At 63.3% G+C, this 13832-nt stretch carries 12 protein-coding genes and 1 tRNA gene; 4 read left to right on the top strand and 9 right to left on the bottom strand.

Annotation, left to right across the window (positions count from 1 at the left end; translation table 11 throughout):
- From alaS to VIM98_RS11000, 3 genes are all read left to right on the top strand, one after another.
- Nucleotides 1-1550 (top strand): alanine--tRNA ligase (alaS, locus tag VIM98_RS11010; protein ID WP_331993152.1); only part of this gene is annotated, 1550 nt, incomplete at its 5' end.
- Nucleotides 1551-1805: 255 nt separating this feature from the next.
- Nucleotides 1806-2012: a carbon storage regulator CsrA gene (gene csrA / locus VIM98_RS11005; RefSeq protein WP_331993151.1), complete on the top strand. Its 207-nt coding sequence runs from the start codon at nt 1806-1808 to the stop codon at nt 2010-2012.
- Between the two features lie 73 nt (nt 2013-2085).
- Nucleotides 2086-2178, top strand: a tRNA-Ser gene (locus VIM98_RS11000).
- A 211-nt stretch (nt 2179-2389) separates the two neighbouring features.
- Here VIM98_RS11000 and VIM98_RS10995 read toward each other — a convergent pair.
- A complete protein-coding gene (locus VIM98_RS10995; RefSeq protein ID WP_331993150.1) occupies nt 2390-3697 on the bottom strand; it encodes a hypothetical protein in 1308 nt (435 codons plus the stop codon).
- A gap of 149 nt (nt 3698-3846) precedes the next feature.
- Nucleotides 3847-4419 carry a carbapenem self-resistance protein CarG family protein gene (locus tag VIM98_RS10990; RefSeq protein ID WP_331993149.1) on the bottom strand — a complete coding sequence of 191 codons (573 nt, stop codon included), beginning with the start codon at nt 4417-4419 and terminating at the stop codon, nt 3847-3849.
- Between the two features lie 187 nt (nt 4420-4606).
- Here VIM98_RS10990 and VIM98_RS10985 point away from each other — a divergent pair, with 187 nt between their 5' ends.
- Nucleotides 4607-5050 carry a nucleoside deaminase gene (locus VIM98_RS10985; protein WP_331993148.1) on the top strand — a complete coding sequence of 148 codons (444 nt, stop codon included), beginning with the start codon at nt 4607-4609 and terminating at the stop codon, nt 5048-5050.
- A gap of 8 nt (nt 5051-5058) precedes the next feature.
- Here VIM98_RS10985 and lpxH read toward each other — a convergent pair whose 3' ends face one another.
- The 7 genes from lpxH to VIM98_RS10950 all read right to left on the bottom strand — a co-directional run.
- Nucleotides 5059-5784 (bottom strand): UDP-2,3-diacylglucosamine diphosphatase, encoded by a 726-nt coding sequence (gene lpxH / locus VIM98_RS10980; protein ID WP_331993147.1) that lies wholly within the window; start codon nt 5782-5784, stop codon nt 5059-5061.
- 7 nt (nt 5785-5791) lie between these two features.
- Nucleotides 5792-6493, bottom strand: a complete 702-nt coding sequence (locus VIM98_RS10975) for a peptidylprolyl isomerase (RefSeq protein WP_331993146.1) — start codon at nt 6491-6493, stop codon at nt 5792-5794.
- 217 nt (nt 6494-6710) lie between these two features.
- Nucleotides 6711-8228, bottom strand: coding sequence for a Ppx/GppA phosphatase family protein (locus VIM98_RS10970; protein WP_331993145.1), 1518 nt, complete (start codon nt 8226-8228; stop codon nt 6711-6713).
- 102 nt (nt 8229-8330) lie between these two features.
- The gene (gene ppk1, locus VIM98_RS10965) at nt 8331-10421 is read right to left on the bottom strand and encodes a polyphosphate kinase 1 (RefSeq protein WP_331993144.1); all 2091 of its coding nucleotides are present in this window, start codon (nt 10419-10421) and stop codon (nt 8331-8333) included.
- A 76-nt stretch (nt 10422-10497) separates the two neighbouring features.
- A complete protein-coding gene (gene phoR / locus VIM98_RS10960) occupies nt 10498-11763 on the bottom strand; it encodes a phosphate regulon sensor histidine kinase PhoR (RefSeq protein ID WP_331993143.1) in 1266 nt (421 codons plus the stop codon).
- Between the two features lie 97 nt (nt 11764-11860).
- A complete protein-coding gene (phoB, locus tag VIM98_RS10955; RefSeq protein ID WP_331993142.1) occupies nt 11861-12550 on the bottom strand; it encodes a phosphate regulon transcriptional regulator PhoB in 690 nt (229 codons plus the stop codon).
- A 245-nt stretch (nt 12551-12795) separates the two neighbouring features.
- Nucleotides 12796-13832 (bottom strand): M48 family metalloprotease (locus VIM98_RS10950; RefSeq protein WP_331993141.1); only part of this gene is annotated, 1037 nt, incomplete at its 5' end.

The raw sequence follows: 13832 nt of genomic DNA, 5'->3' as shown, positions 1-13832 counted from the left end.
GCGAAACGCTCGAGCACGGCATGCGCCTGTTCGACGACATCGCGGCGAAGTCGGGGCAGGTCATTCCCGGCGCGGACGCGTTCCGTCTTTACGACACCTACGGTTTTCCGGTCGACCTCACCGCCGACATCGCCCGCGAGCGCGGCCTCACGGTGGACATGGACGGCTTCGAGCAGTCCATGCGCGAACAGCAGGAACGCAGCCGCGAAGGCGGCAAGTTCGAAGCCAAGGGCCAGATGCCGGCCGAGCTGGCCAGTCAGCTCAAGCCGACGGAGTTCCTCGGCTACGACACGCTGCACTCAGCCAGTGGCCGTGTCGTTGGCATCGTGCGAGGCGGTAAGCAGTTCGATCAGCTGAGCGAGGGCGAGGACGGTTACGTCATCCTGGATCGCACGCCGTTCTACGCGCAATCGGGCGGCCAGGTCGGTGACACCGGCACGCTCGCCACGGGTACGGGACGTTTCGCGGTGGAGGACACCTTCAAGATGGGCGGCGTGTTCTTCGGTCATGCCGGTCGCTGGCACGGTACGCAACCGCTGCGTGTGGGCGATGCCGTCGACGCACGGGTGGACGACACGCGCCGGCAGGCAATCGTGCTCAATCACTCGGCCACCCATTTGCTCCACGCGGCGCTACGCAAGCTTCTGGGCGACCATGTCGCGCAGAAGGGATCGGAAGTCGCACCCGAGCGCCTGCGTTTCGACTTCTCGCATTTCAAGCCTTTGAGTCATGAAGAAATTGCGCAGATCGAGGCGATGGTCAATGCCGAAGTGCGTCGCAATGCGCCAGCTGAAATCCATCACATGGGTTACAACGAGGCGCTCGATTTCGGTGCGATCGCGTTGTTCGGCGAAAAGTACGGCGATGAAGTACGCGTGCTGAAGATGGGCGAGTTTTCCACCGAGCTTTGCGGCGGCACGCACGTGGGACGCACCGGCGATATCGGCTTGTTCAAGATCGTCAGCGAGGCGGGCGTAGCTGCGGGCGTACGGCGCATCGAGGCTGTTACCGGTGCCGGTGCCCTGGCTTATGTGGCCGACGAGGAGCGCCGTCTTGGCGAGCTCTCGCAACTGCTATCCAGCAGCGGTGACGATGCCGTGGAGAAACTCAAGCAGATTTTCGACAAGCAGAAGAAGCTCGAGCGCGAGCTCGAATCGCTGCGTTCCAAGGCCGCCGGTTCGGCAACCGCCGATCTGGCCGGCTCGGCCAAGAACATCGACGGCATCCGTGTGGTCGCCGCCCGGTTGGAAGGTTTCGACGCCAAGGCGTTGCGCGACAGCGTCGATCAGCTCAAGCAGCAGTTGGCCGACTGCGTAGTACTTTTGGCAGGGGCTGCCGAAGGCCGTGTCTCGCTGGTTGCCGGCGTGCATGGCAGCGCGTTGGGCCGGATCAAAGCCGGCGATGTGGTCGCCTACGTGGCCGCGCAGATCGACGGCAAGGGCGGCGGCAGGCCGGATATGGCGCAGGGCGGAGGCAGCGATACCGCACAATTGCCGATGCTTCTGGCAGGTTTACCCGACTGGATCGGTACGAGATTGACCGCAGCCTGAGCGTGAACGGCTGGTTTACACCGACCCGTACGCATTGCCACGGGCACTTAGGCTCGGCTAGTATCGTTTGAATGTTGGCCCCATCGGTAGCGAGGGGCCAGTGAGGCGAAGCGTTTCCCGGAGCGCGCCGCCTGATGCGCCGGGGAAGGCAGTGGCCTTCGACGGACGTAATCGTCGAACTACCAGCGGTGATGCTCAGGGGTGAGGCATCGCAGGTGGCTGGCCTGTGACCATAGCATTCATGGAGTGGCAAACATGTTGATTCTGACCCGTCGGGTCGGCGAAACCTTGATGATCGGTGACGAGGTGACCGTTACCGTGTTGGGCGTGAAGGGCAACCAGGTGCGAATCGGCATCAATGCGCCCAAGAACGTAGCCGTACATCGCGAAGAAATTTACCAGCGGATCAAGAACGAAAACGATCCGGAAGGTGGTTCTTCGAGTGAAGCAGGCGACCGCTGACATTGACTGAGGCTTTACCTCTGGTGTGCCGGTTTAGTATCCTTGCCGGCTCCGCAGAGATGCGGGACAAAATGGAGAGATGCCCGAGAGGCCGAAGGGGCTCCCCTGCTAAGGGAGTATAGGGTCAAAAGCCTTATCGAGGGTTCGAATCCCTCTCTCTCCGCCAGATTACAAAAGCCCTGATTCGTCGGGGTTTTTTGTTGCCTGAAATTCAAAGAGGCGCGATGACGGATCGTTGCGCCCACTGTGTTGAAGACGGGCACGCACGCTTATGTGTTGTGTCAGTGATGTTCGTGTCGTCGATCGGCGAAGCATCGTTACACGTACTTGCCATTGCATCGGCCATTGTCGTGCCAGCCCTTGCGGTTGTATCGCCATCAGAAGTGGTTCGATGGGCTGCGCGGCCGCTTTCTCGAATCGCTGTTCGGCGCGGCACCACCGCCGGCACCAGCGGCGCCATGACTCGATGAGGTTGTCGTTCCGACAGATGCCCCTCCTGGCCGCGCCGCGCTGGGCAATGCCGGGAATGTTGCATGAACCGGTGCAGCCCCGCCGCCGCCACCGCCGTGTCCGAAGCCGGCCCCCGGATGCGAACCTCCGAAACCGGGGTGGGGTAACGTGCCAAAGCCAGACCCGCCGGCGCCCGATGCGGTTGGCGCAGCTCCGGAGGCGTGCCCCGCGCCTGGGATGCTGCCCAGTACCGTCTGTGCCCGAACGGCGCTTGTGCTGGCAGACGCCGCCACGGGTGTCCAGGTCGACCATGGGACGTCCGGACGCGCCAAGTCGGCGCGCCAATGGCTTGGATGGCTGCCGCGGTACGGCGTCGGCGACAGATAACCGGCGGCAAGATGGCCGCTTGCTGCCGAGCGCTCGCTACTCTCGATGCCGTGATAGGTCGAAGTCTCCCGATTATGCTGCTGGTTTTCCAGGCGTGTCTGCCGGTGGCCGACGCTGTTCCAGTGCGAAGAGGCGTCCGGGAGATGACCGAGCACGCCTTGGCTGTGGCCTTGGATATCTTCGGTACGCGTTCCGCCCGGGCTTTGCGTGCTGAAGTGGCGTTCCGATCGCATGAGATGTCGGCGCTGTTGTGTAACGCTTCCTTCCGGAATGGGGCTGAGTGCATGCGCCGCCCAGATCGGCAGCATGTTGCCGTGCGAGTGCGCGGGGTTGTCGTAGCCGGCAGCGTGTCGGCGTGACGCCCTTCGCCCGCTAGGCGATGGATTACGTTCGTACAGGGTGCCACCTGGCGAATGTGCGCGCAGCTGTCCGGTTGGCCCCATGAACGGGCCGGGCGCCATCGCTCCGGCCCCGGCCCCGGCCGCTGCGGTCGACGGCGGGGTGTGACTGCCCCCGGTGACCGGCATGGGGGCTAGATGAGCAGCGCCGCTGGCGCTTGCCGTGCCAAGCAGGCTGTGGATCGAAGGCAATGGACCATTGTGCGGGGCGCCGCTCGTAGCGCCAGATGCGGATGCGCCTCCGATCAAGCTGGAAAATGGCGGCAATCTCACGGGAGCACCCGCGGCGCCGGCGGCTGTTGGACGCACCGCTGTCGGGCGTAGCGCCACCGGCCGGTGCACGCCTGCCGGCGGTTGGTTGGTGAATTCCACGGGGCGGAAGCCGCTGCCTGAACCGGACGATCCCGAACCGCCGCCCGAGCCGCCTCGACCGTTGTTTCCGGAATGCATGGATAGCCCCTGAGTACTTGCCTGAGTGGATACGCGCCCGCGTGAAGCGGCTGGGCGAATCGGACGGCTGACGGTTCATCCTAGCGGCTGTTCCCAGGGACGGTAAACAGTCCCGAGGGGGTGCTGGCAACAGTCTTCGGGAGCAATGGCTAGAGTTTCAGCTCCTCTTTCAACGCCTCGCCGACATCGCAGTAGGGACGGGAGGCTTCGATACGGCGATCCAGAGAAAAATAGAAATGCGGTCTGCCCGGTATTCCTTCATCGTTGCGTCGCAGACTATAGACATCGAAGTGGACAGCCTCCGCGTCGGTGTAGCTTGTTCCCGGTTCGCGCATTGCGATCACCAGCAATGCCTTGTCGCCGGCGGTCAACAGGCGGAAGTCGCGCAGCAGACAGTCGGCGCCGCCGCTCCTGGCGAACTCGAATTGTTCCTTGTTCGGGTCATGGTTATCGCCAAACGCCGGCACAAGAAGCAGGGAGGTTTTGCCGGTCGCATCGGCATCGTCCAGATAGATCGAAGCCAGGGAGAATCCGTGGGCGTTGTAGTTTTCACGCCAGGCGTAAGCGACGGTGGCCGGGCGATCTGCCAGGCGAATGCGGTTGAACCCGTTGTGCAGCGATACCGTGTGGAATCCGGCCAACGGTGCTGTCGATGCGGCTTGCAATGGCAGGCACGCAATCAACAGGGAGCAAAAAAATAGCCGACGAACTCCCGCGTTCATGCTCCAGGCCCCCATAAAATGGTGCAGAACAGTTTAGTCATCGCCCTGGTCTTTTTGATGGAGCGTTTCGGGCAAGCAGAGGTTGTCCGTCTGACTTGATCGAAGGAACCGATTTGTCCATAGTGCCCGCCCTGACCCTGCCCGATGGGATGTGTGTTTTAGGGCATACAAGATGCGAGGTACGCGCGTGACGGATGCATTTCTGCTTGAAGCCATCGCCGAAGCGGAACTTGGGCTGGCCGAGGGCGGCATACCGATCGGTTCGGTCCTCGTCCATGATGGACGGATCATCGGTCGTGGTCACAACCGTCGCGTGCAGAAGGGTAGTCCCATCCTTCATGGCGAGATGGACGCGCTGGAACAGGCTGGGCGCCATCCGGCGCGGGTCTATCGCGAATCGACCATCTACACGACCTTGTCACCGTGCTCGATGTGCAGTGGTGCGATCGCGCTTTACGGTATCGGGCGCGTAGTGATCGGTGAAAACGTCACCTTTCGTGGCGAGGAAGACTGGCTTCGCGGCAAAGGCGTCGAGCTCGAGGTGGTGAACGATCCCCGTTGCATCGAGATGATGCGCCGGTTCATTGCCGAACGTCCCGAGCTGTGGAATGAAGATATCGGTGAGCCGTAGCGGCTCTGTCAGGCATCGAGCCCGCGCAGTTCCGAAACATTCCTGTCTACGCGCAGCACCGAGCCGTGCTCGTACCAGTCGCCGAGCACGATGCGCTCTGCCGGTCGCCCATCAAGCGCGAAACGGTGGATGGCAGGGCGATGGGTGTGGCCATGGATCAGCCGATCGACGCCTGCCACGCGCATGGTCCCGGCCACCGCGTCGGCATTGACGTCCATGATGGTTTCCATGGTGCTGCCCGTATGCGCACGGCTGTCCTCGCGCGCCTTGGCAGCGAACGCCCGGCGTGCCTCCAGCGGCATTGCCAAGATATTGGCCTTCCACTCGGCAGTGCGCACCTGCTTGCGTACGGTCTGATAAGCGAGGTCGTCGGTGCATAGCACGTCGCCGTGCATCAGCAGCGTGGGGCGTCCATACAGGTCGTGCACCGTGCCATCGTCGAGCAAGCGCAAGCCGGCGCGTCGGGCAAAGTCCTCGCCCAGCAGGAAATCGCGGTTGCCCACCATGAAGTACACCGGTACTCCACTGTCGCTGAGGGTGCGCGTGGCTTGAGCGATCCGTCGCGGTAGCTCCGCGTCATCGTCGTCGCCGATCCAGGCCTCGACCAGGTCGCCCAGGATGTAGAGCGCGTCGGCCTGACGCGCCTCGTCGCCGGTCAGATACCGCTCGAACAACTCGGTGATGTGCGGACGGGTCGCGTCCAGGTGGAGATCGGCGATGAACAGTGTGCTCATGCGATCGTCAACCCTTGGATTTGGCGGCTTTCTTTGCCGGTGGTGTCGCTGCCGGCGCGGGGGCGGCGGCAGCGGGCGCGGTGGCTGTTGCCGCAGCCGCCGGCGCCTCTTCGCCGACGACATTTGCACCGTCGATGACGACCAGCGGATTGGGCACATCGCTGGCAAACGGTCCCAGGCCACGGGTAGGCAGAGCGGCGATCTTGTCGACTACGTCCATGCCCTTGATCACCTTGCCGAAGACCGCGTAACCCCAGGTCAAGCCGCTTTGGTTACCCGCGTAGTCCAGACGGCGGTTATCGACGAGGTTGAAGAAAAATTGCGCGGTGCCCGAATTCGGATCGGCGCCACGTGCTACCGCCACGGTGCCGCGCAGATTCGACAGGCCGTTATCGGCTTCGCTGGGAATGGCCGAGCGGGTGCGCTTCGGCTGCAGGTCACGGGTATACAGGCCGCCTTGCACCAGATACCCCGGAATGGCCCGGTGAAGCACGGTGCCGTTGTAGAAGCCGTCGCGCACATACTGCAGGAAATTGGCGACGCTCTTGGGGGCCTTGTCCGGATAGAGCTCCAGCGTCACGTCACCCTGCGAGGTGTGCAGCACCACTTGCGGGTGAGGCTGGGCATCCGGGGCGGCTTGCTTGGCCGCTTGGGCGGCTACGCCAAGGGGCAGCAGCAGCGAGAGCAAGGCGAGCGTAATTCGGGACATGGGAGACCGGACGGCGCGAAACATCCGCCCATGATACGCGGCGCAGGGCGGGATGTGCTGAAGGGGAGAGTAAATGGAGGAGGAGTGAGCGGTGGGGCCGGCCGCTGCGCGGCCTGTGAGGAGAGAAAGGCTTCGGTCGCGAGCCGTTTCCTCAGCTTTTCTACTCATGCCTCACAGCGAGCGATCTCACAGACCCTTTCGGTGCCGACCTCGCGCCTCAAAACACCTCCAACTCCAGCCGTGCTCCGAGATCTGCCAGCGGCGCACGCTCCTGCTCGAGATCGGCGGCGGTGAGCGGATGCTGTTCGAGCCAATCGTCGGGCAGGCCCAGACGCAGCCGCTGGGCGGTGGCGGCCAGCCGCATCTGCGGTAGCGATTCGGCGCGGCGGGCGCGGCGGAACAGCACGGCCAGGCGCAGTAGCGCGGTGATGTGACGCGCCAGGACGCGATAGCGCTGCGGCAGGGCCGAGAACAGCACTTTGTCGGGTTTGCGCCGGTGCGATTGCACCACAGCCGCAAGTAACTGCTGCTCCTGGCGCGAAAAGCCGGCCAGGTCCGCGTGACGCAAGATATAGGCGCCATGGTGATGGTGCTGGCTATGCGCGATGGCCAGGCCGATCTCATGGACGCGCGCGCACCACGACAGCCACTCGCGCGCTTCGCCGTCGAGCTTCCAGGCTTTGGCAACCTGATCGAACAGCAGCATCGCGGTGGACTCGACACGACGTGCCTGCGCACGATCGACGCCATAGCGCGAGGCCAACGCATCGATGCTGGCGGTGCGTGGATCGCTGCCACCCGCGCGACCGAGCAAATCCCACAGCAGACCTTCGCGCATCGAGCTTTCGCATACGCGCATGCGCTCGATGCCCAGCGCGGCAAAGGCGGCTTCGAAGATCACCACGCCGCCGGCGATGACGGGCGCACGATCCTCGGCAAGTCCCGGCAGTTTCAGTGTGCCGATCTGACCCTGGGCAAGCAGAGCTTCGCGCAGCGAGGCCAGTGACGCGGGCGTGATGCCGTCGTCGGAGAATTTCATTGCCTGCACCACCGAGCCGATCGCTTTGGCCGTGCCGGATGAGCCATAGGCATCGAGCCAGCCGGCTTCGCGATAGTCTTCGGCGAACTGCTGCAGCAATACGCCGATCTCGCCCAATGCTTTCTGCCATCGCTTGCGGTTGAGCTTGCCGCCGGGAAAGAAGCGCATGGTCGAGGCAATGCAGCCGGCTTGTACGCTTTCAGTCTGCAGGGGTGCAAGGCCGCGGCCGATGATGAATTCGGTGCTGCCGCCGCCGACGTCGATGACCAGTCGGTTTTCGCGGGATGCGGGCAGGTCGTGCGAGGCACCTAGAAAGATCAGGCGACCCTCTTCACGGCCGGAGACGATTTCCACGGGGTGGCCGAGTGCGCTCTCGGCTGCCGTAAGAAATGCTTGCGGCGAGGCCAGCCGGCGTACGGTATTGGTCGCCACAGCGCGTACCCGCACCGATGGCACGCCGGCGATGCGCTGGCCGAAACGCGCCAGGCAGTTGAGTGCGCGTGCGCGGTGTTCGGCATCCAAGGTGCCATCGGCACGTAGACCGGCGGCCATACGCACGGTTTCGCGCAACCGGTCGATCACCCGTGGCTCACCGTGTTCCACCCGTGCCACCACCATGTGGTAGCTGTTCGATCCCATGTCCACGGCGGCGATCAGCTCGCCGTCCTTGATTTGCGTCTGATCGCCTTGGCTCATCGGAGACTCTGGGGGCAATGAGCGGTTATTTTGGCATGAAAGGGGAGGTTAGAAGAGGAGCGAGAGAAGAGCCGGTCCACTCACTCCTGAGCTGTTCCCGCCTCACGTCCATCGGTCCAACAGTGTCTGCTGTGCATTATGCGGCTCCGCCCCGCTGGGTTCCGCGCGTTCGTAATGACCGTCGCTATGAAGCAGCCAGGCTTGGGTATTGTCGGCCAGATAGTTGGCCAAGGTTTCGTCGTAGACGCGCCGGGCCAGCTCGGGGTCGAGGATCGGGAATGCGATTTCGATGCGGCGCATGAGATTGCGTTCCATCCAGTCCGCGCTGGCGCAGTAAAGTTCCGGCTCGCCGTCGTTGGCAAACCAGTAGACTCGGCTGTGCTCGAGAAAGCGCCCCACGATCGAACGCACTCGAATGCGTTCGGATACGCCGACCAGCCCTGGGCGTAGCGTACAGGCGCCACGCACGATCAGGTCGATCTCGACCCCGGCCTGCGAGGCGCGGTAAAGCGCTTCGATCACATGTGCTTCGTTCAGCGCATTGAGCTTGGCTACGATGCGCGCGGGCTTGCCTTGGCGGGCGTGCCTGGTTTCGCGCTCGATTTTTGCAAGTACGCTCTTGTATAGCGTGAAGGGCGAATGCAGGAGCTGCTTTAGCTCGATCATGGGCCCCAGGCCGGAGAGTTGCTGGAAGATCTTGTGCAGGTCTTCGCCGATATCCGGATTGGACGTCATCAGGCCGATGTCGGTATACGCCCTGCTGTTGGCCTGGTGATAGTTGCCCGTGGAAAGATGTACGTATCGGCGCAGCGCGGTGCCTTCACGGCGTACGATCAGCAACGCCTTGGCATGGGTCTTGTAACCGACCACGCCGTAGACGACCTGCACGCCAGCTTCCTGCAGGCGGGTGGCCAGGCGGATGTTCGCTTCCTCGTCGAAGCGCGCGCGCAGTTCGATCACCACGGTGACGTCCTTGCCATTGCGTGCCGCTTCCACGAGCAGATCGACCAGCGGCGTATCTACGCCAGCGCGGTAAAGCGTCTGCTTGATCGCCAGGACATCCGGGTCCTGGGCGGCCTGGCGCAGCAAATCTACGACCACGGCGAACGATTCGTAAGGGTGATGCATCAGTACGTCGCGCTGGCGAAGCACATCGAACTTGCATTTGACGTCGGCGAAAGCGCGTGGCGACTGTGGCGTGAAACGCGGAAATTTCAGCTCCGGTCGATCGAGCTGGTCATAGACGATGCCGGCACGGATGATGTTGACCGGACCGTTGCACCGATAGACATCGGTATCCTGCAACTCGAAATTCGCTGTCAGCATGGACACGATCGCTTTCGGACAATCGTTGCCGATTTCCAGGCGTACCGGGCGGGCGTAGCCGCGGCCAAGCAATTCTTCGCTCAATGCGCGGGCGAGATTGTCCACCTCGGCCTCTTCGACCATCAGCTCGCTGTTGCGGGTCACGCGGAACTGATAAGAGCCGGCCACCTTGAAACCCGGAAATACCAGGTCGACGAAAGCCTGCAGCAGTTCGGCGAGGAACACGAGATTGTCGCCGGTATCGCACACTTCGTCGGGCAGGCGAATGATTCGCGGCAACGAGCGTGGCGCGCGCAGCAGCGCCATATGCCCTTCGCGGCCGAAGGCATCGCGCCCCTTGAGCACCACCGCCAGGTTCAACGTCTTATTGAGGATGCGCGGAAACGGATGCGCCGGATCCAGGCCCAGTGGCGACAACACCGGCATGACTTCGTTTTCGAAATAGCCTTGCAGCCACCGTCGCTGGCGATCGGTCCATTTGTCGCGCGTCAGAAAATGGATTCCCTCGCGCTGCAGGGCCGGCCCCAATTCGTCCTGCCAGGTGACGTATTCCTGTGCGACCAGTTCCAGTACGCGCTTGCGGATGCGCGACAGTAACTCGCCCGAGGAAATGCCGTCCGGGCCGGGCGCCGCCGAGCCGTAATAGTGGTGGTGCTTGAGCATCGCCACGCGAACCTCGAAGAATTCGTCGAGGTTATTGGCCACGATGCTCAGGTAGCGCACGCGTTCAAGTACGGGAATACGTTCGTCCCGCGCCTGCGCCAGCACGCGGAAATTGAATTCCAGCGCGGCCAGCTCGCGGCTGAGATAGAGCTCCGGGGCGGAGCGGTCGGCGGTAGGCGAAGGTGTTTCGGGTTTACGGCGCATATCCGCCATTCTGGCTCAAGCGGCTTTCGCAAACATGGCGCAGTGCCGTAGAAACGTGCTGCCGGTTCGGTACCGGTCAGCTCTCTTCGTTGCCGCCGGGCTTGAGCAGCCGTTCCTTGCCGAAGGTGCAGGAGAAGGTGGAGCCCTGGCCCGGCTCGCTCTGGATGTCCAGGCGGGCCTGGTGCAGGTTCAGCACGTGCTTGACGATGGACAGCCCGAGGCCCGTCCCGCCGCTATCGCGCGAGCGGCTGGAGGAGACGCGATAGAAGCGCTCGGTCAGTCGCGCCAGGTGGCTGGCCGGAATACCGAAGCCGGTATCGGTCACCGAGTAGGTGGCGCCTTCGGGCGTGCGCCGCCAACGAATGGTGATGCTGCCGCCGGTCGGTGTGTAGCGCACGGCGTTGCTGACCAGGTTGGATAGTGCGCTGTGGAGATCCTTGGCCGAGCCGAGCAGATCGGCTTCTGCGGTCGACTCCAGCGTGATGCGATGACGCCCCTGGCTCAGCGCCTCGGCCTCTTTGCGGATGGTCGCCATGAGCGGCGTCATCGGCACGCGTTCCTCGGCGATATGCTCCTGCGTTTCCAGACGCGAAAGCGTGAGCAGATCTTCGACGATCTGGCCCATGCGCTTGGATTGCGCGCGCATCTCGCCCAGTACCGGAGCGAGCTCGGGAACGTCTTCCGGATCGATCAATTCCAGGTAGCCGTGGATCACCGTCAGCGGCGTGCGCAACTCGTGCGATACGTTGGCGACGAAGTCGCGGCGGATCTGTTCGAGCCGGGTCAGATGGCTGATGTCGCGCGCCAGCAGTAAACGCTGACTGTTGCCGAACGGCAGCAAGGTGACGTTGATATGGCGGGTCGGATGACCGGGGGCGGCAACATCGTTGAGCGGTTCGTGCGCGCCGCTTTCCAGCCAGCCGGCAAGTTCGGTGGTGCTCAGGCGCTCGTGCAGGTCGGCTCCGCGATCGTGCGGGCGGCGCAGCCCGAGCAAGTCTTCGGCGGCATGATTGAACCAGCGCACGTGCTGTTGACCGTCGAGCAGCACGACGGCATCCGGCAGGCTGCCGGCGGCGCTGCGCAGATCGCGCAAACTGGAGGCAATGCGACGGGAACGCGTCATGAAACGGTCATGCTGCAAAGGGCTGATGCCGGGGAGAGATGTCATGATGGGCTGCGTTTCATGACGGATTGGAGACAGTAGCAAGACGATTTCCGCAAGCGCGACAACGGCCACGCCGGTTGCCACATGCCCACCTGCCAGCCAGCCAACCACGCCGCCGAGCGCCAGTGCGGCGGCCAGGACGGCAATCAGTGTCAGGCGACGGGTGGGTTCGAACATGACACGATGCCTTGGCTTTGGACGGTCAAGCATCGGTAGCATCCCAAGGGAAAGCAAGCCGCCGCACGGTGCGCGGCTCGGCTTTCCCGACACTACATTACATGTTGGCGGAGAAGCGATACCCCGCGCCACGCACGGTCTGCACCATGTCGTCGAGCTTCCATGGCTCGAGGGTCTTGCGCAGGCGGCGGATATGCACGTCGACCGTGCGCTCCTCCACGTACACACTGCCGCCCCACACATGATCGAGCAGCTGGGCGCGTGAATAGACGCGTTCGGGGTGCGTCATGAAGAAATACAGCAGCCGATATTCGGTCGGGCCGATCGGCACGGCATCGTCGCCGGCAAAAACCCGGTGGGCCGGACCGTCGATGCGCAGGCCGCCCAGTTCGACCAGGCCCGAGCCGTCGTCGCCCTGGCTGCGTCGCAGGACCGCCTTGATACGGGCGACCAGCTCACGGGTCGAGAAAGGCTTGACCACGTAGTCGTCCACGCCGGCTTCCAGGCCGTTGACCCGATCCATCTCCTCGCCGCGAGCGGTGAGCATGATGATCGGTATCTCGCGGCTGAGCTCTTCCTTGCGCAGGCGGCGAGCGAGTTCCAGCCCGCTGGTGCCCGGAAGCATCCAGTCGAGCAAGATCAGGTCGGGGACTTGTTCGGCAATCGCCAGCTGGGCAGCGCGGGCGTCGGCGGCGTGGGCCGCGTCCATGCCGGCCTTGCGCAGGGCGAAGGCAACCATGTCGCGGATCGAGGCTTCGTCTTCGACGATAAGGATGCGTTTGTGCACGCTATGGGTCCCGCTGGGAGGCCTGTGACGTAAATATTGCAACGATCCAATGTTACGTGGCTATGACAGCGAGCTCTTTTTTGGACTTTTCATGGAGTTGGAATGACGGGAATTTTGAGGAAATCCCGATTTTGTGCCGTCCTGGGGGTAAAGATGGGCAACGGGGCATCGTTCCGACCGATCTGGAGGCGGCTTTCGAAGCGGCCATCGCGCTTTGGCCCGCTCCCTCTCCATGGTTCTTCGTTTTATTGTTGATCGCGTCCCGAGGGATTGTCTTCGGTTTGCACGCGGCGCTTGCGCAGCTCCATGACCAGCGGGGTCAGTTCGCTGATCCTTGCCTGGATGCGGGCGCGGGCGTAGTAGTCCAGGCCCGGGCGCTTGAGCAGGCGCTTGAGTTGCTCCATCGCATCGAAGGGACGGCCGGAGAGATAGCTCGCATCGGCGTAGGCCTCGCCAGCGCGGACCGGGTCACCGGCTTTCTCACTGGCACGGGCGTAAGTGCGATAAACCGTCGGCTCATCGGTATCGTCCAGCATCGGGCGCAGCATGTCGGCGGCCTTGCCGGCATCGTCGCTGTTACCGGCGACCAGCGCTTGCGCGTAACCCAGGGCGATGGTTCGGTTGCGTGGCGAGAGCCTGCTCAACTCCGCATACAACGACAGTGAGGTACCGCGCTGGCCGGCCTGCAGGTAGGCGTCGGCCAAACCCACTTGCAGGATCTGGTTGCCGGGATATGTCTTCAGCAGGGTTTGCAACTGCTCGATCGCCTGGCTTGCTCGTCCGCTGCGAGTCAGGGCGAGGGCATAACCGTAGCGATTGGAGGGGGTGTCGAAATTTTTGTCGCGGGCCAGATTGTCGCCGTAGTACGTGCTCAGTGGCAGGGCGTCGCCGGAAAGCACCCGCACCCGTTCGCGCATCAATGGATAGTTATCGAGCTCGCTTTTGCCGCCGCCCTTGAGCAGGGTGGTGGGATCCTTGACGTAAATGATCGGCGCGGTGCTTTTTTCCCACTGATCCTTGACCAGGGTGGTATGCGTCGGGCGCAATTTCTGCTGGGCGATCAGGGTGCCGGCGCGGGATTTGGCATCGCTGATACGCGACAGCGTGACCGGGTGGGTTTGCAGGAGCTCGGGTACATCGCGGTCGCCGCCGGAGCCGACACGCATCGTGTCCTGCATGCGCTCGAAGAAGTCAGCCATCGCATTCGGGTCGTAGCCGGCGTTGGCGAGGGTCTGGATGCCGGCTCGGTCGGCTTCGACTTCGTCCTTGCGGGTGAAGTTGA

Origin of the sequence: Dyella sp. (genome assembly GCF_036568765.1) — a bacterium.
In the GTDB taxonomy this organism is placed as follows: Bacteria; Pseudomonadota; Gammaproteobacteria; order Xanthomonadales; family Rhodanobacteraceae; genus GSA-30.
This window is presented reverse-complemented; position numbering and strand designations above follow the sequence as displayed.